Origin of the sequence: Rhodococcus sp. 05-339-2 (genome assembly GCF_002258965.1) — a bacterium.
GTDB lineage: Bacteria > Actinomycetota > Actinomycetes > Mycobacteriales > Mycobacteriaceae > Rhodococcoides.
In genome coordinates this window covers 400,017-421,393 of sequence record NZ_NOYW01000016.1, presented here as the reverse complement: position 1 = coordinate 421,393, position 21,377 = coordinate 400,017, and the positions used below count along the sequence as shown (strand labels likewise).

Sequence of the window (21,377 nt, the reverse complement as noted above, 5' to 3'; positions counted from 1 at the left end):
TGTTGCTGTCGGCACTGTCGCGGTCGATGCTCACAGGGCTGCCCTTCGTCGTCGATCGAGTCGGCTCGGTGAAATTCTACCTGCGTCGTGACCCGGCGACGGTCCGCACGGATCGCTGCGAACGAGCTCACCCCGCCCGACACTTTCCCGGACGGGAACACGGTGGCCAACCCGATACATCTGCTGCGCAACACGTTTGATCTCGAATCGGTCGGCATCCGGTCCGGCGGTCGCAGCGACGGTCGGACGCTCGAGAACAGACGAAGAGCAGTAGGCTGCTGGTGACCTGAACACGGTATCGGCACGAACAGTCGGCCGTCATCGAATTGTCGCAAGGAGGACCGGCCGCATGAATCTCGCCGACTACGACGTCCTGAGCTTCGATTGCTACGGAACGCTGATCGATTGGGAAGCGGGCATCCTCGAGGTGCTCAGACCATGGGCGCAGCAGGCCGGTTCGCCGCTGTCCGACGACGAGCTTCTCGAGATGCACGGCGTCAACGAATCTCAGGCGCAGCGGGATTCACCCTCTGCGCTGTACCCGCGGATACTCGCCGATGCTTTCGCGCAGACCGGGCGCGCATTGGGAATACCTGTATCGGCCGAGTGGGCGGACAGGCTCGGGGCCTCCGTTTCGGATTGGCCGGCATTCGAGGACTCCGCCGACGCCTTGGCGTCCCTCGGTGAGAGCTACAAGCTCGTCATACTGTCCAATGTGCACCGCGACGGTTTCGCAGGTAGCAACCGCCGGCTCGGCGTGCAGTTCGATGCCATCGTGACCGCGGAGGACGTCAAGGCCTACAAACCGGCCGACAACCACTTCGACGCGCTCGATGGAGTCCTCGAGACGCTGGGTGTTCCACGATCACGGCTACTCCATGTTGCGCAGAGCCTGTTCCACGATCACGTACCGGCGAAACGGCACGGCATCGCCTCGGTGTGGATCGATCGGCGACACGATCGCCCCGGATGGGGAGCAACACCGGAGCCGTCCGAGCAATACAGCGTCGACATGAAATTCCCGAGCATGGCCGCATTCGCAGCAGCGGCCCGCGAAGCCCGCTCGGATGCGTAAGGTCTCCGCACTGATCGGATTCTCACTCGGGCTCATCGCGTCGATCGGTATCGTCCTGTGGACGGGCGCACCGCGTCGAGTGAATTACGCGTTCGTCGGCGATGATTCGCAGTACTCGGAGTTCCTGGGTATGCCCGGGCTCATGGCCGCCCTTGTCGTCGGTTTGCCGGTTCTGGGCGCAGTCGTCGGCTTAGTTGTAGGCGTGCTGATGTCGAGGGCGCGAGGGTAACCCGGATCCCGCGCGAGGTGGCCCGCACTGCCTGATCGTCACCAATGCCAGGCGTTGCCTCCGACGTTCTCGATCGTTCGTTGCAGGACTTCGATGGTGGTCATGAAGTCGGCCTCACTGATGCCCCTCATGCGCTCCTCCTGCAGCATGTTCTGGAGATCGGCTGCGCGCCGGAACACGTCGCGACCGTCCGGGGTGAACGTCAGACGTGAATTCGATTCCACGATCCAACCTTTGGACTCCGCGGAGTCGATGGCCTCGACGATGACCTCCGGGGTGTCGTTGTGACCGATCTTCTCGATCGTCTCGGCGCGATCGGCTCCCGCGGGATGCAGCGAGATCTGATGTAGCAGCCACCATTCGGGTTGTGTGACGCCTATGTCGTGCAGCGCGCCGCGGGTCCGCGCTCGAATGGCTTCCCCGGCTCGCGCGGTCCAGAACCCGATGGGCTGACGCTCTGGCGGCTGCATCGGTCTGCTGGTTGTCGTTGTCATGAGGCTGACTCTAAAACCTGAACCGAACTTCAGGTCAAGGGTAGAGTCCCGCCCGTGGACAGCCCATCAGGGAAGAAGCTGGTTGCAATGCTCGCGGCAGTCGGGGCCTCGATGGGCGCAGCCGCAGCGGTGGTCTGGCATGTCGCCGTTGTCGATCCGCAGGACCTGGGAGTGACCTACGCCCGTCCGAGTTGGTTCCCGATGTCGCTCTATCTCGTCGCTGCGGGACTGGCGGCCGGCTTGGTGGTGGCCTCGTTTCTCGTCGATGCGGGTCTGCGAATCGTCCAGGATCGTCGGCGCAGCCGCGTCCACCTGTTCGTGGTGTTGATCGTGGTCGGCGTGGCGCTGGGAGCGGGCAGCGCACTCGCCTGGACGCACTGGCCGCCGCAGCCGACCGAAGTCGTTGTCACGCCGCCGCTGTCGTGGCCTCGATACTTCGAGAGCCACGGCAGCACCACTGGGCTGCACCAGTCGCTCTACGGCGTCGCCATCGGAGAAATCTCCGTCGAGCCCGACGTCGATACGACGTTCGCGACGATCCATCTCGAAAATGAAGCGACTCCATCGACCTTCACCCCCACCATCGGCGATCCGTGGTTGGTGTTTCCGATCGGTGGAGTAGCGATTGCAGCGTTGGCCGCATTGTCGTTGTCGCTGCGGGACTTCCGCCTGACCGTTTTGTCGCGCTCGGATCAGGACGCTGTGTGACGAGCCTTATTCGTCGGTGCGCAGTTGGTCGACCAGTGCGAACAGTCGGCCCAGGTAGTCGCTGTGGAAGACCTCTGTCGCGCGGATTTTGGCGTCTCCGTCGAGACCGAATTGAAGATTGACGAGTTCGACCCCGATGGCGACGCGTCGAGCATCGAGTTGTTCGAGTTCGGCGGCGAGAGCGTCGACCTTGGCAACCGGAGACAGTTCGTCAGTCATCCCAGAATCGTAGAGGTCAGCCGACGGCGGCGAGGAACTCGCTGTAGAACAACCCGAGCCCCAGTGCCGACGCGATGGCAGCGAACAGCCACAGTCGGATGATGACCGTCGTTTCCGCCCAGCCGGCCAGCTCGAAATGGTGGTGGATGGGTGCCATGCGGAACGGTCGCTTTCCGGTGCTCTTGAACGACGCGACCTGGATGACGACGGAGGCACTCTCGGCGACGAACAGGGCTCCGAAGACGAGGGCGATCAGTTCGGTCTTGCTCACGATCGACAGGCCTGCGAGCAGTCCGCCGAGGGCGAGTGAGCCGGTGTCGCCCATGAAGATCTTCGCCGGAGCTGCGTTCCACCAGAGGAATCCGATGCAGGCACCCGCGGCAGCCGCGCAGACGACGGCGAGGTCGAGTGGATCGCGCACCTGGTAGCACCCGGCCACGGAGTTGGTGGCGCAGGATTGCCGGTACTGCCAGAACGTCATCACCGTGTACGCGCCGAGGACGAGTGTCATCGATCCTGCGGCCAAGCCGTCGAGACCGTCGGTGAGGTTGACCGCATTGGACCAGGCGACGACCAGGAAGACACAGAACAGTACGAAGACGATCGGGGCCATGGTGAAGAACGTGGATTGGCGTACCAGCGACAGTTCGACATTGCCCGGAGTCAGCCCGTTCCCATTGCGGAACTGCAGCGCCAGCACGGCGAAGATCACCGCTGCACTGATCTGTCCGACGTACTTGCCGGTCGCCTTGAGTCCGAGGCTCCGCTTCATGCGGAGCTTGATGTAGTCGTCGAGGAATCCGACGACTCCGAGTGCCGTCGCAAGAGCGAGTATCAACAGCGCCGAAGCCGACGGTCCGTCGCCCCCCATCGTCACCAGGTGGGAACCGAGGTAACCGGCCCACAGGCCGACGATGATCGCGACGCCGCCCATCGTCGGCGTTCCTCGCTTGGCGTGGTGACTTGCCGGACCCTCGACACGGATCTCCTGGCCGAATCCCTGCCGGGTGAACAGCGCGATGAGAAATGGAGTCAACAGAATCGAGACCGCCAACGCGATTCCACCGGCGATGAGAATGTTGATCATGCGTTGAAGCCCACTCTTCCTCTGTGCTGCTGTTCCTCACCGAGATGCTCGTCGAGCACCGCGGGATACTGTGCCAAACGAATCCGCAAAAGTCGCATTGCGTGACGAAGGCGTTACTCAGGGTTGGTAGGCGCTCGGCGGCATTCCGACCAGTTCGGTGAACTCCCGAGTGAAGTGAGCCTGGTCGAACCAGCCGTATCGGGCGGCCAGGTCTGCCAGCGGACCCGAGTAGCCGTTGTCGAGCTCACTGACAGCGTCGTGAATCCGATACCGCCCGAGCACCCACTTGGGCGTCGCACCGACGTAGCGCTCGAACAGCCGTTGCAATCGACGAGTGCCGATTGAGCACCGCTGTTCCACCTGTGCGACGCGAACCAGCGTCCGGTCGCGCAGCATCGTCGTGATGATGTCCAGGACGGTCCGGTACTCCGGTTCCACGTCACGGGCATAGGGCGCGAGAACCGAGTCGACGACGGTTCGGCAGTGGTCGGCATTGAGATGTCCTCCCAGCTCGGCCAGTGCAGCAACGGTCTCGGCTCGGAACGGGGTCGGCGGCGCGACCGAGACGTTGCGCAGATTTCGGGCCACGGTTCCGGTGAAACTCGCGTATCCGCCGGGACGGAACTTGACCCCGAACACCCAACCGGATTCGGCGAGCACGACGTCGAAGCGACGGGTGAGCACGCCCGTCACGACCACCGGTTCGACGACGCCTTCCCGGGTCCAGCCGTGCTCGACGCTCAACGTGCAGGCCGGGTGCGGGAGCGTCGAGCTGCGATACGAGATGTCCGACGGCAGATCCCATCGCAGCTGCCAGTAGTTCTCGACCCACGGTTCCAACGCCGCTGCACACGGCAGCCGTGTCAGATCGACATACCGAGCCAGCTGATCCGGCCGCAGGACGCCGGCCTGGGTGGCTGTCGCGTTTTTCCTATCCGGCACGCGCGTCAGTGTAGGAGCCTGGTCCGACACGAAAAGGAGAACACCATGACCGAGACACCCGTTGCCACGCTGAAGATGGTCACCCTGGACTGTGCAGACCCTACGGCCAGCGCGGAATTCTGGTCGTCGTTGCTGGGCTGGAGCGTCGTGCACGCGGAGCAGGACTACGCGATGCTGCAGGGTCCGAGCAGCGCGCTCGGATTCGGTCGCGTCGACGATTACCAACCGCCGTCGTGGCCCAACGCCAACGGCAGCAAGCAGTTTCACTTCGATCTGGCGGTCGAGGACCTCGATGTCGCGGCGTCGGCTGCGGTGGAGCTGGGTGCGACGCTGCCCGAGGACCAGCCGGGCGATACCTGGCGGGTGCTGCTGGATCCGGCCGGGCATCCGTTCTGTCTGACGAATGCCGCGAACTGGGGCTGACACGGCTAGCCTTGTCGTCGTGAAACCACGTCTGGCAGGAATCGAGATCGTCGTCGCCGATATGGCCGCAGCTCTGGCGTTCTATCGCGTTCTGGGACTGGATATTCCGGCCGACGCCGATGCCGAGCAGCACGTAGAGGTCGACCTCGGCGGCGTCAGGTTGCTGTTCGACCTGCCGTCGACCATCGCGTCGTTCGATCCGACGTGGACGCCGCCCAGCGGGGGCCACCGCGTCGCGCTCGCGTTCGATTGCGGTTCCGCCGCCGGAGTGGACGCGGCGTGGGCAGCGGTGACCGAGGCGGGGTACACCGGACACCTGCAGCCGTGGGATGCGTTCTGGGGGCAGCGTTATGCCGTCGTACACGATCCCGACGGCACCACCGTCGATCTGTACGCGAACCTCTGAGGCGTCAGCTCGACGGAGCGATGATCTGAATCAGGTTGCCGCAGGTGTCGTCGAACACCGCAGTGATCACCGGGCCCATCTCGGTGGGCTGCTGAGTGAACCGAACGCCCAGGCCGATGAGCCGATCGTATTCTGCTGCAACACTGTCCACCGCGAACTGTGTGAACGGGATGCCGTCCGCGAACAGTGCATCCTTGAACGGTGCGGTTGCGGGATGACCGCTGGGCTCGAGCAGCAACTCGGTGCCTTCAGGATCCTGCGGCGAGACGACCGTGAGCCAACGATCGGGGCCACCCATGGCTACGTCGTGCTTGACGACGAAGCCCAGTACCTCGGTGTAGAACGTCAGCGCTTTGCTCTGATCGTCGACGAAGACGCTGGTGATGTTGATTCTCATGCCGGTCCCTCACCTCTCGGCCCGCCGGCCAGTTCGACAGCGACGTCGAGGTGGCCGAGGTGACGGGCGTATTCCTGGAGTACATGGAAGCAGATCCAGATCAGAGTCGGCCGCTCATCGGTGAATCTTCCACCGAGAGTTGCCAATTCGTCCATCCGATGTGTGCTCAGTACTTCTTCGGTGAGCCGGGCACCGTCGTCGAGCCTGGTCAGCAGGGTCTCGGCGTCCACTTCGGCCGGCACATGCCAGGAGCCGTCTTTCTCGTCACCCCACGGCGCGTCGACTGCCCTGCCGAGAAATCCCCAGACGAACCAGCGCTGCTCCATGTGCACCAGATGGGTCAGCATCTGTAGTGGGGTCCACTCGGAGGGTAGGGCTGTGGTGGTCAAGGAATCGCCGCTCAGGGCCGTGATTCGCCGTACCAACTCGCCGCGATAGAAGCGCAGGTACTCGCGAAACAGGTCGGCGGGATCGGAGAGGGCGGAGTTCGGTTCGGGAAACGTCGTCAGCTTGGCCATGGCTTCTCTAGTCGTCGGCTCATTCGCTCTTGCGTTGTTCGCGGGCGATGCGGCGCTGCTCCTCGGCGCGGGCACGGCAGCGGCGTAGGAACTCCTCGTCGCTTTCCTGCGACTGGGCGACGGCCCGTCCGGGTCTTGCGTCGTACTCGGGATAGGCCGACGCGGTACGCGGTGCACCGCTGCCACCCCAGATGCCGCCGTTCTCGGGCCGGCCGACGATGAGCCACGCAATGGACCCGGCGAGCGGCAGAACGATGACGAGCAGCAGCCAGACGATCTTCGGGAGGTGCCGGATTCTCGAATCGTCGGCGGTGATGACGTCGATCAAACAGAAGATCGACAGCAGCATGATCAGCAGGCCGAGGTACGGCACGGAAAATCGTCCAGTCTTTTCGAGACCGTGCGGTCGGTCTTTCGCGACTATCAGATCACTCGTTGTACCACCGATCAAGTGCTGCGAACGTCTCGAGTGTCGTGGTTCAGCCGAAAACCAGAAGAGCAGCCAGGGTGAGCATCATCGCTCCGATGCCGAGGTCGAGTACTCGCCACGCCGCGGGCTTGGCGAACAGCGGACTGAGCACCCGTGATCCGTAGCCCAGGGCGGTGAACCACAGGACGCTGCCCAGCATCGCGCCGACGGCGAACCACCACCGCAAGTCCCCCGGCTGTCGGTTGCCGATCGACCCGAGAAACACCACGGTGTCGAGGTAGACGTGTGGATTGAGCCAGGTCAGGGCCAGGCAGGTGGCAAGGGCGGCGATCAGCGAACCCGTTCCCTCCACCTGGGAGGTCATGGCAGCAGGTGTTCGGGCGCGGTTCAACGCCATCAGACCGTAGACGAGGAGAAATAGAGCACCCAGGACGGTCACGATCCGCAGAGCCATGGGAAATCGATCCACGAGGACGCCGATTCCAGCCACCCCGGCCAGGATGAGGACCGCGTCGGACAGCGCGCACACCGCGACCACCGGTAAGACGTGGGCTCGTTGCAGTCCCTTGCGCAGCACGAAGGCGTTCTGCGCTCCGATGGCGACGATGAGGGAAAGTCCGACGCCCAGTCCGGTGAGGGTCGATTGTGCGGCCGCAAGGGAGGTCATGACGGCAACGTTAGGAGCGAGCCGTCGTTAGGTCCAGCGAATGTATTTCAGGAACAATTAGCGTAGCTTCATCTGATGGAGATCGAGCAGCTCAGAGCCCTGAGGGCCGTGGTCGACAGTGGAACGTTCGAAGCCGCGGCCCGCGCGCTATACGTGACGCCCTCGGCGGTCAGTCAGCGCATCAAGTCACTGGAGCAATCACTCGGCCGGACTCTGGTCCAGCGGAGCAAGCCGGTGGTCGCAACTCAGTCGGGCGTCGCAGTGCTGCGTCTGGCGCGCCAGATCGACACTCTCACCGAGCAGACTCGTGCCGAACTGAGTGACGACGGCGTCGCCGCGCCGATTTCGCTCGCCGTCAATGCGGATTCGATGGCGACCTGGGTGTTGCCCGCGCTCTCTTCACTGGCGCGCAACACCACCTTCGATCTGCATCGACAGGATCAGGACCGGACGGCGCAGTTGCTGCACGACGGGATCGTCTCTGCCGCAATAACGTCCGTTGCCGATCCGGTTCGTGGCTGCACCGTCCGACGCCTCGGTGCGATGCGCTACCGGCCGTCGGCCACACCCGAGTTCATCGAACGGTGGTTCACCGCAGGAGTGACGGCAGAGGCCTTGCGCTCCGCGCCGGTGGTGGTGTTCGATGCCGACGACCGGTTGCAGGACAACTACTTACAGCGATTCGATGTCGAACCGCATGAGCCGCCGAGACATCTGGTGCCTGCGTCCTCGGATTACGCACGGGCCGTCGACCTCGGCTTCGGCTGGGGCATGATTCCCGATCTTCAGGCCCGCGAGACGCTGATGTGCTTCGACGACAACGGAATCGACGACGTGACGCTGTATTGGCAGCAGTGGTCGCTGTCGTCTGCCGCACTCCAACGAGCAGCCGATGCCGTGGCAGAGGGCGCAGAGCGAATGTTGTTGTGATTCAGGCCGGACTGTCGTTCGGCACGATCTCGGGCAGACCGTCGCCGACCGGATCGAGAATCGCCGCCGAGCGGGCACCCCACCGCTCGTGCGCGGATTGCCGCGACATGCCGACGGCCGTCCCGATCGTCGCCCACGTTGCACCGTGAACCCGGAGCACCACCACGGTTTCGATGCCGTCCAGGCCTGCCGCCAGTTGCACGCGCAGGCTGAGTAGATGCCACGCGAGACTCCGTCGTGCAGGCAGATCGGAAGATTGATCGGCCTCCCATTCCGGGGTGCCCGGCAGCGGACCGGTGCCGATGATCTCGTCTGCGATACGGCCCGCTTCGGTGGCTGCCGCTGTTACGACCGCCCGCGTCGCAGCGGTGATATCAGCCTCGGCTGCGAGGGTGATGGGATCCATGACCGACCTCCTGTGTCAGGAAAAGCCTGACAGCAGGCCGACCATGTTGTCAAGAGTTACCTGACAATGTCAGAGCATCCTCAGCACCCGGTCGATGGACTGGACGGCCTGGGTCAGCTCGGTTTCGGTGATCGTCAGTGCAGGGCGGAATCGCACTGCCGCGTCGCCGCAGCCGAGTGCCAGTACATGTTCCTCGGTGCGCAACAGCTCGATCACTCGGTCGCGGGTGGAGGCGTCGGGCAGGGAGAAGGCGCACATCAGCCCGCGTCCACGGACCTCGGATACAACCGTGTGTCGAGTTGCCAACTCCTGCAACATGTTCAACAGCACTGCTCCGAGCTCACCGGCGCGGTCGATGAGCTTCTCGGATTCGACCACTTCCAGAATTCGACGCGACCGCACCATGTCGGTGAGGTTGCCACCCCACGTCGAGTTGATGCGGGAGCTGACTGCGAAGACGTTGTCGTCGATGTCGTCGACGCGACCGCCGGCCATGACGCCGCAGACCTGAACCTTCTTACCGAAGGCGACGACATCGGGGACGACGCCCAGCTGCTGGAATGCCCATGCGGTGCCGGTCATTCCGGCACCGGTCTGCACCTCGTCCATCACGAACAGCGCGTCGAACTCGTGGCACAGCTCGCGCAGCTTCTGCAGGAAGCGCGGCCGGAAGTGATGGTCTCCACCCTCGCCCTGGATGGGTTCGATGATGACGCAGGCGATGTCGTGCGGATTGGCCTCGAATGCCATGCGGGCTGCCGCCAGCGATGCGTCCTCGAGTTCGTCCATGTTCGCGTCGGATCTGATGAAGGGTGACGGGATGCGCGGCCAGTCGAATTTCGGGAAGCGGGCGACCTTGTTCGGGTCGGTGTTGGTCAGCGACATCGTGTAGCCCGAGCGTCCGTGGAATGCGTGTTCGAAGTGCATCACCTGCGAGCCCAACGAGGGATCGATGCCGTTGCGCTCGTTCCACCGTGACTTCCAGTCGAAGGCGACCTTCAACGCGTTCTCCACCGCCAGTGCTCCGCCCTCGACGAAGAACAGGTGGGGTAGGCGAGCGTCACCGAGAACCCGCGCGAACGTGTCGACGAATCGGGCCATGGGCACGGTGTAGATGTCGGAGTTGCTGGGCTTGTTCATCGCCGCCTGCATGAGATCGGCCCGAAACTCCGGGTCGTCGATCAGGGCGGGATGGTTCATGCCCAGCGCATTGGACGCAAAGAAGGTGAACAGGTCCAGATAGCGGGTGCCGTCTCTGGCGTCGACCAGGGTGCACCCGGTCGAAGCATCGAGGTCCAGTACCAACTCGAAACCGTCGGCCAACAGGTGTTCGCCGATCACGTCGCGGACGTTGGAGGCATCGATGGTCACTCCGGTGCGCTGTAATACTTGCGTCATGAAGACGAAGATACGCGTTAAAATTCCGTAAGCAAGTCCATATGACAGGAAATTATACTGTTGTGACCGTCGTCGGTAGGCTGATCTCCGACGGTTCGGTTCTCTTCACGGAAGGTGTACGCGCATGTCTGCATCCATCACCCACGACGAGTTGAGTGTGCGCACTCGCGCCATCCTCGACCGGCTGGGTGCCACGATCGCGCTCGACGCCCCCGCGGGACCCGACGCGATCATCGCGCGATCGCCGATCACCGGTGGGAACCTGGCGTCGCTGGCGTCGGCCTCGGCTGCCGACGTCGAGGCCGTCGTCGCCGACGCGCACACCGCGTTCGTGTCGTGGTCGCAGGTGCCCGCTCCGGTACGTGGTCAGGTGATTCGGGAACTCGGCGAACTGCTGCGCGTACACAAAGAGGATCTGGGCGCGCTGGTGTCCATCGAGGCCGGAAAGATCGTCTCCGAGGGTCTCGGTGAGGTGCAGGAGATGATCGACATCTGCGACTTCGCCGTCGGACTCTCGCGCCAGCTGTACGGCAACACGATCGCCACCGAACGGCCCGGGCATCGGATGATGGAGCAATGGCATCCGCTCGGCGTCGTCGGTGTCATCACCGCCTTCAATTTCCCTGTCGCGGTGTGGAGTTGGAATACCGCTCTTGCGCTGGTCGCAGGAGACACCGTCATCTGGAAGCCGTCGGAGAAGACTCCGCTGACCGCCGTCGGAGTGCAGGCGCTGTTCGAGCGTGCCGCCGCTGCCGCGGGAGTGGACCCCAAGATCGCACAGCTGGTGATCGGTGATCGCGCGTCCGGCGAAGCGCTGGTGGATGATTCGCGAGTTGCGTTGGTGTCGGCCACCGGCTCGACGAGAATGGGCCGTGCCGTCGCACCTCGGGTCGCCGAGCGATTCGGCCGGGTGTTGCTCGAACTCGGTGGAAACAATGCCGCGATCGTGACGCCGTCGGCCGATCTCGATCTGACGACGCGTGGACTGGTGTTCTCGGCCGCCGGGACGGCCGGTCAGCGCTGCACCTCGCTGCGACGCGTCATCGTGCATTCCTCGGTCGCGGAGGAACTGGTCGCAAAGCTGGTCGCGGCCTACGAGACGCTTTCCATCGGATCTCCCTTGGCCACAGACACTCTGGTGGGCCCGCTCATCGACGCCGGTGCGTTCGCGGGGTACCAGAAGGCGCTCGAAGCCGCGGTATCCGACGGCGGAACAGTGGTGGTCGGCGGGGAGCGGGTGAACGTGGTCGACGAGTATTCGTTCTACGTTCAGCCCGCGATCGTGACGATGCCCGCGCAGACCGACATCGTCAAGCACGAGACGTTTGCCCCCATCATGTACGTGCTGACGTACGACACCCTCGACGAGGCCATCGCACTGCACAACGATGTGCCGCAGGGTCTTTCGTCATCGATCTTCACCACCGACCTGCGTGAAGCCGAGCGCTTCCTGTCCGCTGCCGGCTCCGACTGCGGCATCGCCAACGTCAACATCGGACCGTCCGGCGCCGAGATCGGCGGGGCATTCGGCGGAGAGAAGGAAACCGGCGGCGGACGTGAATCCGGTTCGGACGCATGGAAGGCATACATGCGGCGAGCAACCAACACCGTCAACTACTCCAACGAACTGCCCCTGGCGCAGGGAGTGAAATTCGGCTGACGGCATGATCGACAGTATGAAAGTACTGTCGATGATCCTGGCCGGCTTCGTCGTCGGCTATGCGGTCAGTGATATCCGACCCTTCGACTCCCTGCTGAGCAGCACGGCCGAATTCGGTTCACCGACAACGATCGTCAACGGGTTCACCGTCCTCGCGTTGACCGCCTGCCTGGTGAGCGTCGCGCTCGCGCGTTCGAGTGCGCGGGGTGTGCTCGTCGTGGCGATCGGAGCAGTACTCGTCGTCGTGTTCCGGACAGTCGGCATGGTGACCGGGATGTTCGGCGACTGGGCCGGCGCAGTGGGCGCAGGTGCCCTACTCGGCGCGTCCGCCGTACTCGCGGGGCGACATCGCGGAACGCAGGCATCGCTGGCCGTCGCCGCGATCGGAGCCGGTCTTCTCGGCACAGCGCTGGATGCCCTGTTGCAAGCCGACGACGGTCCCGTGTTCGTGTGGGATGTCGTCGGTGCCGAGGATGCGGTGGTTCCGGAGCGAGCGATCGTCATGGTGATTGCGGCACTGGGTACGGCGCTCTCGCTCTACCAGGCACACCGCGATGTGGCGTTGCAGTCGCACGAGACCCGAAAGACTCTGCTGGTCGGACTTCCGCTGCCCATAGCTGCCGGTGTTGTGAGTTGGTTCGCCGGCGGCCACGACAGTGGGGATGCCGTCTGGCTCGGTGCACTTGCCGGTATGGCCGTGCTTGCGGTGGTGGCCGCGTTCGCATTCCCCGGGCGGGACGGGCGCGTACTGCTGGTGCTGTTCGCGTCGGCCACGATCGGGTCGATGGGATTCGCCGTCGAGGATTCGCTGCAACTCGCCGTGAGTGTCGCGTTGCTGGTCGTCGGAGCGGGGATCGGCTACCGGTGGCCGCAGCTGTACGTCGGACTGGGTGGGCTGCTCGTCGTTGCCGGTGCATCGCTGATCGAGGGCTACGTCGCTCTGCCGTCGTTGTCGCAGTTCGCTCTGCCGTTCGTCGTCGCGTACGCGCTGGTGTCCGTGCTGTCTACGGCGCCGGGTTCGCTGGCCGTCGCGTTGCCTGCGTTGTTCACCATGTCGCTGCCGGTGACGGTGTTCGCCGCGAGCTACCAAGCGGGGCTGTCATTGTCTTCGGACGCGGTGGCCACCCGCACGAGCGAGCCCGACCACCTGGTGTTGTCGCTGGCCGGGCTCGTGGTCGTTGCGGTGGTGACGGTTGCCTGCGCGGTGTTGATGCGCAGACCCGCCCAGAATCCGGCGGCTCGGTAGCTGCCGACAGCGGCCATTCCCGCGACGGCACCGTGGCCGTAGCCTGCATGGGATGGCCGATCACAACCGGAACAGAGATCTGCCCGGCGACGTCTCCGATGTGACATTGGGTTTCCGCGTCGCCGTGGCGATGTCCTTGCCCTCGTATGTTGGTGCCACGCTCATCACCGAGGCGCTGCTCGGCCGGGTAGGACTGCCGCTGTCCCCGCTGTTGTGGCTGGTCGTAGCGGTACCTCTGGCGATTGCCATGGTGCATGTCGAGGATCGTGGGCATCGTGATCCGAGGGAAGCTACGCGGCACGGCCTGAGTCCGGTGAATTCGACGGCGAATCGCGTGATGCGACAGCGCACGAGCCCGCCCACCGAATGATGCGGTGGACGGGCTCGTAAGCGTTCTGCATGCACTGGACTACGGCGCAGGTACAACCTCGGTGGTCGTGGGAATCACGGACTCGGCAGCCGTCTCGGTTGCGGTGACGCAGACCGGCGGTGCTCCCTCGACAGGGGTTTCACCCTCGACGGGGATCGTGCACTCGGGGGTCGTCGCGACGACGGCGGGTGCCGGTGTCTCGGCGGTTGTGACGGGTGCAGGCACAACCGGAACGGTGGTGGTCACGATCGGCGACGGGGTTGCCGGGGTGGTCGTGGTGGCCTTCGGCGTCGTGGTTGCCGACGTGGTCACAGGTGCCACGATCGTCTCGACCGCTGCACGTCCGGCCTTCTCCTGCACCTCTTTGGTCTTCACCGGCTCGCCCCGGTTGGCCTGCTCGGCCAGCTGGGTCAGCCAGGCCGCTGCGTACTGCACCGAGGTCAGTGGCTTGCCGTTGGCGGCGTCGGCGTCGCGCCAGTAGTCGAAGTGGTGTCCCGATCCGGGTGCCAGGGTGAGGCCGTACGGGTCGTTCATCACGACGGGGATGGTGTTCTGGTTCGAGGAGATGAATCCGGTGATCTCCTTGAAGATCTTCTGCGGCAGGTACACCATGTCGACCATCTGACCGGTCTCGATGGGCTCCTGCTCGCCGTCGACCTTGGCCGAGACCGGAGTGGTCACTGTGCCGGGCTTGTAGCCGGGCTCCGACACCTTGATCAGCACGTCGAGGAACGTCTCGTCGCTCTGCATCCAATTGGGCTGAGAAGCAATGTCGTTGAAGGCATTGACGGCGATGCGTCCCAGTGCCAGCGCCAGATCGGCACCGGTGGCGGGGTTGAGGTTCTCGTTCTGCAGCGCGTCGGCGTTGACCTGGCGACCGACGTTGGCGGCGAGGTGAATCAGTGACGTGTTGGCGGGCAGTGCGCAGGTGAGGTCGCCGTCGGAGCAGAAGGACGCCACTCGGCCGTCGAGCGCTCCGAATCCACCGGACGTACCGGGTAGTGCTCCTTGACCGGGAATTGCGTTGTTGCCGTTCTGGTACCGGGTGTCGAAGCCGTCCGGATTGCTGAACGGGTTCTCGGCGCCGGGGAACGGTCCTTCCCCGGCGACGCGGCCGGCGTCGGCGAAGATGACGACACCGACGACCTGGTTGGGGTCGACGATTCCGTAGGTGCCGTCGGCGGACGCAACCTGGTTACCGACCTCCATCGCGGTGCGGCGGGCAACGTCTGCGCCCTCGCTGTAGCCGACGATGGCGAAGCGGGTCTTGGGGCAGGACGCCGAGATCGTCCTCATGATGGTCTGCGAGTTGGTGACGCCGGTCTGTACGGCGTTCTCGTAGCTCGCCAGGTCTGCCGGGTATTCGACGTACACCGCGGCGTAGGAGTCCGGAACCACGTTGCCGTTGTTGGGCGCACGGACGGCCTGGTCGATCCAGTCGCTGGAGTAGTCGCCGGACATCGCTGCGGGGAGCCGCTCGCCCTCGGGGGTGGTGAGCCACTTGACGCCCTCGCGCGGGGTGTCGCCGCGGCCGCCGATAGCGATGCTCACCATGTCGTAGCAGGTTGCGGTCGAGACCAGTTCGATCGATGCCTCGGTGCTCGTGGACGGAGTCGACCACGGTGCGGCAACGACTACTCCGGCACCGAGGGCTCCGATCGCAAACGCGCTCAGCGCGACGCGCGCACGCTTCGACTTGCCAACATTCATGTCTTCGATCCCCATCATGTCCGCCCGAACCGATCCCCACTGCAGTTGCCAATGGGTTACCCGGGGTTTCGTCGGTCGGGTCGTTCGCGTTACAAACCGCATCATTTACCGTCGCACGCATGGCTTTTCGCAGACGAATGACATCGACGGAATTCGACCTGACCTGTGGGTCGATGTGCGTCGTGCGCGAGGCGGTGGCGTCGGACCTCCAATCGATCGTGGCTCTGCTCGTCGACGACCCGCTGGGTCTCACGCGGGAGCGCGCCGATGACATGGATCGGTATCGCACCGCCTTCGACGACATCTCATCGGACCCGCGAAACCTGCAGGTCGTGGCGATGCACGGTGAGGAGGTGGTGGGAGCGCTGCAGTAGACCGTCATTCCCGGGCTTGCCCACGTCGGATACAAGATGACACTCTGAACTACCGAATAGATACCCTGGGGGGGTAGGGTAATGCCGTGAACACAGAACGGCAGGAGCTCGACGCACCCACCAAGCTCGTCGGATTTTTCGTCGGGATGGCGTTCCTGTTCCTGGCGGCGCTGTTCGTCGGGGACAAGATCGGACCCGACGCCCAGGCGACCGCAGCCGCGTCGCACACCGGCCACGACGCGCACGACGAGACGGCTGCCCGGACTGCAGTGCCAGCCGGGCTCCAGGCCACCCAGGACGGCTACACACTCTCGGTCGAACGATCGGTCGTCGAATCGGGACCGGACGTACCGGTCGCCTTCACGATCAGCGGACCGGACGGGGCGGCACTGACCGACTACGACCTCATGCACACCGAGGAACTGCACCTCATCGTCGTTCGGCGCGATCTGACCGACTTCCAGCACGTCCATCCGACGCGCGACGCGTCGGGAACATGGTCGACGACTCTCGATCTCACCCGATCCGGGCCGTACCGCCTGTTCGCCGACTTCACCCCGGCCGGCGGGAAGAACATCACCCTCGGGGCAGAGTTGACCGTTCCCGGCGACTATCGGCCGGAGCCCCTGAGTACACCGAATGTGACATCGAGGGTCGACGGATACGACGTGACACTCACCGGATCGGTCACCGCAGGCGAGGACTCCATCGTGTCCCTGACGATCGCGCAGAACGGCCGCGAGGTCACCGATCTCGAGCCGTATCTCGGTGCGTACGGACACTTGGTGGCCCTCCGCGCCGACGACCTCGCCTATCTACACGTTCACCCCGAGGACGGGCCGCCGGGACCGACGGTCGACTTCACCGTCGCCGCGCCGACCGCGGGAACATATGCGCTCTTCCTGGACTTTCAGCACGGGGGCGTCGTGCACACAGCCGAATTCACCATCGAAGCACGGGAGGGGCAGGCATGAGCCAGGAAACCGAACTGATCCTCGGCGGCATGACCTGTGCGTCGTGCGCCAACCGCATCGAACGCAAGCTCAACAAGCTCGACGGAGTATCCGCGACGGTCAACTACGCCACCGAGAAGGCACGCGTCACCAGTGACGGCGTGGCCACCGAGGACCTGATCGCGGCCGTCGAAGCTGCCGGCTACACCGCCTCTCTGCCTGCGGCCGAACCGGCCGATGAGCCTCCCGCCGACCCGTTGAAGCAGCGACTGATCGTCTCGGCGGTGCTCAGCGTGCCGGTGATCGCGGTGGCGATGATTCCGGCGTTGCAGTTCACCAACTGGCAGTGGCTGTCGTTGACTCTCGCCGCGCCGGTGGTCGTATGGGGCGCGCTGCCGTTCCACCGCGCCGCATGGACCAATCTGCGGCACGGCACCTCGACCATGGACACCCTCGTCAGCATGGGCACCCTCGCGGCGTTGGGGTGGTCGCTCTATGCACTGTTCTTCGGCACCGCAGGCACCCCGGGTATGACGCATCCGTTCGAGTTCACGATCGCGCGTACGGACGGGGCGAGCAACATCTACCTCGAGGCCGCAGCGGGCGTGACCACCTTCATCCTGGCCGGACGATGGTTCGAGAGCCGATCCAAGCGCCAGGCCGGCGCGGCGCTGCGCGCTCTGATGGACCTCGGTGCCAAGACGGTGGCCGTGCTGAAAGGCGATACGGAACAACAGATTCCGATCGAGCAGTTGGCCGTCGGCGATCTGTTCGTCGTTCGTCCGGGCGAGAAGGTCGCCACCGACGGCACCGTCGAGAGCGGCTCCTCGGCCGTCGACCGATCGATGCTGACGGGCGAATCCGTGCCCGAGGAGGTCGGCGTCGGCGACGCAGTGGTCGGCGCGACGCTCAACGTCGGTGGCCGAATCACCGTGCGAGCTCAGCGAATCGGATCCGACACTCAGCTCGCGCAGATGGCGAAGGCCGTCGAGGACGCGCAGACCGGCAAGGCGCAGGCGCAGCGATTGGCCGATCGCATCTCCGGGATATTCGTGCCGATCGTCATCGCGATCTCGGTCGCGACCCTCGGATTCTGGCTCGGTGCAGGCAGTTCCGCAGCGGGCGCGTTCACTGCTGCAGTCGCGGTGCTCATCATCGCGTGCCCGTGCGCGCTCGGCCTGGCCACACCGACTGCGCTGATGGTCGGCACCGGCCGGGCCGCTCAACTCGGGATCCTGATCAAGGGCCCGGAAATCCTCGAATCCACGCGCCGCATCGATACCGTCGTACTCGACAAGACCGGGACCGTCACCACCGGTGAGATGACGCTGCAGTCGGTTCACGTGGCCGACGGTGAGGACGAGACCGAGGTCCGTGCCGTGGCGGCAGCGTTGGAATCGGGTTCGGAACACCCCATCGCCCGCGCCATCGCGGGTTCGACCCAGTCCATGGCCGTCGAAGAATTCACCAGCCTCGACGGCCTCGGGGTGCAGGGCGTCGTGGACGGTCGCGCCGCGGTCGTCGGGCGTCGCTCGTTGTTGGCCGACTGGTCGATGCCTCTACCCACCGAACTCGCAGATGCATTCGAGGCCGCCGAACGGCAGGGACGCACCGCCGTCGCTCTCGGCTGGGACGGCAGGGCCCGCGGAGTGCTGGTGGTCGCCGACTCGGTCAAGCCGACTTCGAAGCAGGCCGTCGCGGAACTGCGGGCACTCGGCCTGACCCCGGTCATGCTGACCGGCGACAACGAGGCCACCGCTCGCACGATCGCCGCCGAGGTGGGAATCGACGAGGTCATCGCCGGTGTCCTGCCGACGGGCAAGGTCGATGCCGTTCGGGAACTGCAGGCGTCGGGCAAGGTGGTGGCGATGGTCGGCGACGGCATCAACGACGCGGCCGCCCTCGCCACGGCGGACCTGGGGCTTGCGATGGGTACGGGCACCGATGTGGCGATCGAGGCCAGCGATCTGACGTTGGTGCGCGGTGATCTACGGGCCGTGGGCGATGCCATCCGGCTCTCCCGGCGCACCTTGAGCACGATCAAGGGCAACCTGTTCTGGGCCTTCGCCTACAACGTCGCCGCTGTGCCGTTGGCCGCTGCGGGCCTGCTCAACCCGATGCTCGCCGGTGCCGCGATGGCGCTGTCGTCGGTGTTCGTGGTGAGCAACAGCCTGCGGTTGCGCCGGTTCCGTTCGTCGATGTGACCGGTTGGTAGCAGCGAACGGCTTGCTAGTACAGGATGGAGACATGTCCGACGCACACGATGTCCCCATCCGCGACGAATCGATCAGACTGGGTCAATTCCTCAAGCTCGCCAACCTCATCGAATCCGGTGCCGAGGCGAAGGGCGTGATCGCCGACGGTCTGGTCAGTGTCAACGGGGATGTGGATGTGCGGCGCGGACGGCAGTTGCAGCACGGTGATGTCGTATCGGTCCAGGGTGGGCCCTCGGCCCGCGTCAGCAAGGAAGAGGCACTGTGAAGGTCGGTAAGGGCGGACTGCCGCGCAACGAAGTTCCCGGGGCATTCGATGTCGGTGCCAAGGCGTACGACCGGCTCGTCGGAGCGAACCCCGGTTACCACGAACACCTGCTCAAGTCGGCCAAGCGGCTGCGGATCCCGAACCTGGGTGCAGGCCTGCGTCTGCTCGACATCGGTTGTGGCACCGGCGCATCCACTGCAGCGCTGCTCGAAGCCGCGCCGCATGCCGAGATCGTCGCCGCCGACGCGTCGGCCGAGATGCTCGAGGTCGCGCGGAGCAAGGACTGGCCGTCGAACGTGACGTTCGTGCACTCACGCGTCGAGGATCTGGCGATCAACGGGGTGGACGGTCCGTTCGACGCGATACTCGCCGCGTACCTCATCAGGAACGTCGACGATCCCGACACGGAGCTGAAATCGCTTCTGTCCCTGCTGCGTCCGGGCTCGACCATCGCATTCCACGAGTACTCGGTGCACGACTCGCTGCGGGCCAGGATCTCCTGGAACGTGGTGAGCTGGGGCATCATCATTCCTCTCGGCTGGCTGGCGACGCGCGACGCCACCCTGTACCGGCACCTGTGGCGCAGCGTCGTGACCTTCGACGGTGCCTCGGCCTTCATGCGGCGGATGCAGCGAGCCGGCTACACCGGGGTGGCCAGAGAGACCATGACCGGTTGGCAGAACGGTGTGGTGCACACGTTCCTCGGCTCTCGTCCCGCGGAGGAAGAGCGTTGACCGATTCCAAGAGAGTCACTCATGCTGCGGTGCAAGGGTATTCCGACGCCGCACAGCTGGCGGACGTCCCGCAGGTGGTGGTGGTCGGCGGTGGCATCGCGGGTCTGAGCGCTGCGACCGCGCTGGCCGAGCGGGGGGTGAAAGTGCACGTGGTCGAACGCGAGAGCTACCTCGGCGGCCGCGTCGGCGGATGGGACACGACGCTCGAGGACGGCTCACCCGCCACCATGAGCCGCGGCTTCCATGCGTTCTTTCGGCAGTACTACAACCTGCGAAACCTGCTCCGCCGCACCGACCCCGAGTTGGCTCGGCTGCGTCCGGTGGACGACTACCCACTGATCGACGGTGACGGCCGGATAGACGGATTCAAGGGCTTGCCCGAAACGCCGCCACTCAACGCCTTCGCGTTCGTCAAACGTAGTCCGACGTTCCGGTGGAAGGACCTCACCGACCTCAACGGTATTGCGGCACTGCCGTTGATGACGGTCAGCGTGCCCAAGACCTTCGACGAGCTGGACACCACTCCCGCCGCAGAGTTCCTGCGCAACATCAACTTCCCCGAGGCCGCGCGGCACCTGGCGTTCGGAGTGTTCTCCCGCAGCTTCTTCGCCGACCCCGAGAAGATGTCTGCCGCCGAGCTCGCCATGATGTTCCACATCTACTTCCTCGGCTCCTCCGAGGGCCTGATCTTCGACGTTCCCCGTGACCCGTACCCGCAGGCTCTGTGGAACCCCTTGGGGGAGTATCTCACCGGACTCGGAGTCGACATCAGAACCTCAACTCCGTGCGGCGAGATCAGCCGCGGCGGGTTGCGAAAGTTTCGCGTCGACGCAGGCGGCATCATCGACGCCGACGCGGTGGTACTGGCGACGGACATCGCCGGATTGCAGCGAGTGCTCGAGCAGTCGCCCGAGCTGGGGACGCCCGACTGGCGCAAACAGGTTGCTGCGCTGCAGAACACACCGCCGTTCCTGGTGCACCGCGTGTGGTTGAGCAAGGCCGTCAACGCCGATCGCCCCGCCTTCATCGGCACCGGTGGCATGCCTCCGATCGACAACATCAGCGTGCTCGAGCGGTTCGAGGACGAGGCCGCGCAATGGGCTGCCCGCACCGGCGGCTCCGTCGTCGAACTGCACGCCTATGCCGCCGAGGAATCCGAGGAGGTCACGCGTCAGCAGTTGATGGATCGGATGCACGAGATCTATCCGGAAACCGCCGATGCAGAGGTGATCGCAGAACGATCCGAGTGGCGTGACGATTGCCCCATGTTCGGCCTCGGCGCGTTCGCCGAGCGCCCCACCGTCCGCACCCCCGAACCCGCACTGGTACTTGCCGGCGACGGAATCCGTATAGATCTGCCGGTGGCGCTGATGGAACGTGCGGCCACCACCGGGCTGCAGGCCGCGAACACACTGTTGGCGAGCTGGGGCGTCACCGGTCACGACATCGAAACAGTGCCGACGAGTGGACGATTCAAGATGTTCGACGCCATCGAGAGGCTCATGAACAGGTGAGTTCCG

Annotated in this window: 26 protein-coding genes; 15 read left to right on the top strand and 11 right to left on the bottom strand. The window is 64.9% G+C overall.

The genetic code is table 11. The annotated features are described in order from the left end of the window. Positions 1–349 precede the first annotated feature (349 nt). On the top strand, positions 350–1,075 hold the full coding sequence (locus CH273_RS15655) for a haloacid dehalogenase type II (protein WP_032397039.1): 726 nt from the start codon (positions 350–352) through the stop codon (positions 1,073–1,075). After that, positions 1,068–1,304, top strand: coding sequence for a hypothetical protein (locus CH273_RS15650; protein WP_032397040.1), 237 nt, complete (start codon positions 1,068–1,070; stop codon positions 1,302–1,304). Before CH273_RS15655 ends, CH273_RS15650 begins: the two co-directional genes overlap by 8 nt. Before the next feature lie 38 nt (positions 1,305–1,342). Here the strand turns inward: CH273_RS15650 and CH273_RS15645 are convergent, their stop codons facing one another. Continuing rightward, positions 1,343–1,798 carry a MarR family winged helix-turn-helix transcriptional regulator gene (locus tag CH273_RS15645; protein ID WP_052049972.1) on the bottom strand — a complete coding sequence of 152 codons (456 nt, stop codon included), beginning with the start codon at positions 1,796–1,798 and terminating at the stop codon, positions 1,343–1,345. 54 nt (positions 1,799–1,852) lie between these two features. Between CH273_RS15645 and CH273_RS15640 the strand changes: the two genes are divergently transcribed. Further along, positions 1,853–2,506, top strand: a complete 654-nt coding sequence (locus CH273_RS15640) for a hypothetical protein (RefSeq protein ID WP_032397042.1) — start codon at positions 1,853–1,855, stop codon at positions 2,504–2,506. A gap of 6 nt (positions 2,507–2,512) precedes the next feature. On the opposite strand, the gene CH273_RS15635 is transcribed toward CH273_RS15640, so the two are convergent. From CH273_RS15635 to CH273_RS15625, 3 genes are all read right to left on the bottom strand, one after another. Further along, entirely contained in the window at positions 2,513–2,725 is a 213-nt protein-coding gene (locus tag CH273_RS15635) for a hypothetical protein (RefSeq protein WP_032397043.1), read from the bottom strand. Between the two features lie 16 nt (positions 2,726–2,741). Beyond that, positions 2,742–3,812, bottom strand: a complete 1,071-nt coding sequence (mraY, locus tag CH273_RS15630) for a phospho-N-acetylmuramoyl-pentapeptide-transferase (RefSeq protein WP_032397044.1) — start codon at positions 3,810–3,812, stop codon at positions 2,742–2,744. 117 nt (positions 3,813–3,929) lie between these two features. Further along, the gene (locus tag CH273_RS15625; RefSeq protein WP_230596963.1) at positions 3,930–4,754 is read right to left on the bottom strand and encodes a helix-turn-helix transcriptional regulator; all 825 of its coding nucleotides are present in this window, start codon (positions 4,752–4,754) and stop codon (positions 3,930–3,932) included. Positions 4,755–4,799: 45 nt separating this feature from the next. Here CH273_RS15625 and CH273_RS15620 point away from each other — a divergent pair, with 45 nt between their 5' ends. Further along, positions 4,800–5,177: a VOC family protein gene (locus tag CH273_RS15620; protein ID WP_032397046.1), complete on the top strand. Its 378-nt coding sequence runs from the start codon at positions 4,800–4,802 to the stop codon at positions 5,175–5,177. Next, positions 5,158–5,583, top strand: a complete 426-nt coding sequence (locus CH273_RS15615; RefSeq protein WP_052049975.1) for a VOC family protein — start codon at positions 5,158–5,160, stop codon at positions 5,581–5,583. The genes CH273_RS15620 and CH273_RS15615 overlap by 20 nt, the downstream gene beginning before the upstream one ends. A 4-nt stretch (positions 5,584–5,587) precedes the next feature. Here CH273_RS15615 and CH273_RS15610 read toward each other — a convergent pair whose 3' ends face one another. The 4 genes from CH273_RS15610 to CH273_RS15595 all read right to left on the bottom strand — a co-directional run bounded on the left by CH273_RS15610 (position 5,588) and on the right by CH273_RS15595 (position 7,595). Beyond that, on the bottom strand, positions 5,588–5,980 hold the full coding sequence (locus CH273_RS15610) for a VOC family protein (protein ID WP_032397048.1): 393 nt from the start codon (positions 5,978–5,980) through the stop codon (positions 5,588–5,590). Further along, a complete protein-coding gene (locus CH273_RS15605; RefSeq protein WP_032397049.1) occupies positions 5,977–6,498 on the bottom strand; it encodes a mycothiol transferase in 522 nt (173 codons plus the stop codon). Before CH273_RS15605 ends, CH273_RS15610 begins: the two co-directional genes overlap by 4 nt. Before the next feature lie 19 nt (positions 6,499–6,517). Beyond that, positions 6,518–6,871, bottom strand: a complete 354-nt coding sequence (locus tag CH273_RS15600) for a PLD nuclease N-terminal domain-containing protein (protein ID WP_032397050.1) — start codon at positions 6,869–6,871, stop codon at positions 6,518–6,520. A 106-nt stretch (positions 6,872–6,977) separates the two neighbouring features. Continuing rightward, on the bottom strand, positions 6,978–7,595 hold the full coding sequence (locus CH273_RS15595) for a LysE/ArgO family amino acid transporter (protein WP_032397051.1): 618 nt from the start codon (positions 7,593–7,595) through the stop codon (positions 6,978–6,980). Between the two features lie 75 nt (positions 7,596–7,670). Here CH273_RS15595 and CH273_RS15590 point away from each other — a divergent pair, with 75 nt between their 5' ends. Beyond that, a complete protein-coding gene (locus CH273_RS15590) occupies positions 7,671–8,525 on the top strand; it encodes a LysR family transcriptional regulator ArgP (RefSeq protein ID WP_045197864.1) in 855 nt (284 codons plus the stop codon). A gap of 1 nt (position 8,526) precedes the next feature. Here CH273_RS15590 and CH273_RS15585 read toward each other — a convergent pair whose 3' ends face one another. Continuing rightward, on the bottom strand, positions 8,527–8,931 hold the full coding sequence (locus tag CH273_RS15585) for a hypothetical protein (RefSeq protein ID WP_032397053.1): 405 nt from the start codon (positions 8,929–8,931) through the stop codon (positions 8,527–8,529). A 69-nt stretch (positions 8,932–9,000) separates the two neighbouring features. Next, on the bottom strand, positions 9,001–10,329 hold the full coding sequence (gene lat, locus CH273_RS15580) for an L-lysine 6-transaminase (RefSeq protein ID WP_032397054.1): 1,329 nt from the start codon (positions 10,327–10,329) through the stop codon (positions 9,001–9,003). A gap of 124 nt (positions 10,330–10,453) precedes the next feature. On the opposite strand from lat, the gene amaB reads away from it, so the two are divergent. From amaB to CH273_RS15565, 3 genes are read left to right on the top strand one after another with little or no spacing between them, the layout of a single operon-like run. Then, positions 10,454–11,989 carry an L-piperidine-6-carboxylate dehydrogenase gene (amaB, locus tag CH273_RS15575; RefSeq protein ID WP_032397055.1) on the top strand — a complete coding sequence of 512 codons (1,536 nt, stop codon included), beginning with the start codon at positions 10,454–10,456 and terminating at the stop codon, positions 11,987–11,989. 4 nt (positions 11,990–11,993) lie between these two features. Next, positions 11,994–13,235, top strand: a complete 1,242-nt coding sequence (locus tag CH273_RS15570) for a hypothetical protein (protein WP_032397056.1) — start codon at positions 11,994–11,996, stop codon at positions 13,233–13,235. A 52-nt stretch (positions 13,236–13,287) separates the two neighbouring features. Continuing rightward, positions 13,288–13,605, top strand: coding sequence for a hypothetical protein (locus tag CH273_RS15565; RefSeq protein WP_032397057.1), 318 nt, complete (start codon positions 13,288–13,290; stop codon positions 13,603–13,605). Positions 13,606–13,644: 39 nt separating this feature from the next. Here the strand turns inward: CH273_RS15565 and CH273_RS15560 are convergent, their stop codons facing one another. Further along, positions 13,645–15,330 carry a cutinase family protein gene (locus tag CH273_RS15560; protein WP_032397058.1) on the bottom strand — a complete coding sequence of 562 codons (1,686 nt, stop codon included), beginning with the start codon at positions 15,328–15,330 and terminating at the stop codon, positions 13,645–13,647. Positions 15,331–15,434: 104 nt separating this feature from the next. Between CH273_RS15560 and CH273_RS15555 the strand changes: the two genes are divergently transcribed. The 6 genes from CH273_RS15555 (at position 15,435) to CH273_RS15530 (ending at position 21,371) form a co-directional block, all read left to right on the top strand. Continuing rightward, positions 15,435–15,689, top strand: coding sequence for a hypothetical protein (locus CH273_RS15555; protein ID WP_143546244.1), 255 nt, complete (start codon positions 15,435–15,437; stop codon positions 15,687–15,689). An 86-nt stretch (positions 15,690–15,775) separates the two neighbouring features. Beyond that, positions 15,776–16,663, top strand: a complete 888-nt coding sequence (locus CH273_RS15550) for a hypothetical protein (RefSeq protein ID WP_032397059.1) — start codon at positions 15,776–15,778, stop codon at positions 16,661–16,663. Continuing rightward, positions 16,660–18,846, top strand: a complete 2,187-nt coding sequence (locus tag CH273_RS15545) for a heavy metal translocating P-type ATPase (protein WP_032397060.1) — start codon at positions 16,660–16,662, stop codon at positions 18,844–18,846. The genes CH273_RS15550 and CH273_RS15545 overlap by 4 nt, the downstream gene beginning before the upstream one ends. 43 nt (positions 18,847–18,889) lie before the next feature. Next, the gene (locus CH273_RS15540; RefSeq protein ID WP_032397061.1) at positions 18,890–19,123 is read left to right on the top strand and encodes an RNA-binding S4 domain-containing protein; all 234 of its coding nucleotides are present in this window, start codon (positions 18,890–18,892) and stop codon (positions 19,121–19,123) included. Then, positions 19,120–19,857 carry a class I SAM-dependent methyltransferase gene (locus tag CH273_RS15535; RefSeq protein ID WP_032397062.1) on the top strand — a complete coding sequence of 246 codons (738 nt, stop codon included), beginning with the start codon at positions 19,120–19,122 and terminating at the stop codon, positions 19,855–19,857. The genes CH273_RS15540 and CH273_RS15535 overlap by 4 nt, the downstream gene beginning before the upstream one ends. Continuing rightward, entirely contained in the window at positions 19,854–21,371 is a 1,518-nt protein-coding gene (locus CH273_RS15530; protein ID WP_032397063.1) for an NAD(P)/FAD-dependent oxidoreductase, read from the top strand. Before CH273_RS15535 ends, CH273_RS15530 begins: the two co-directional genes overlap by 4 nt. Positions 21,372–21,377 lie beyond the last annotated feature (6 nt).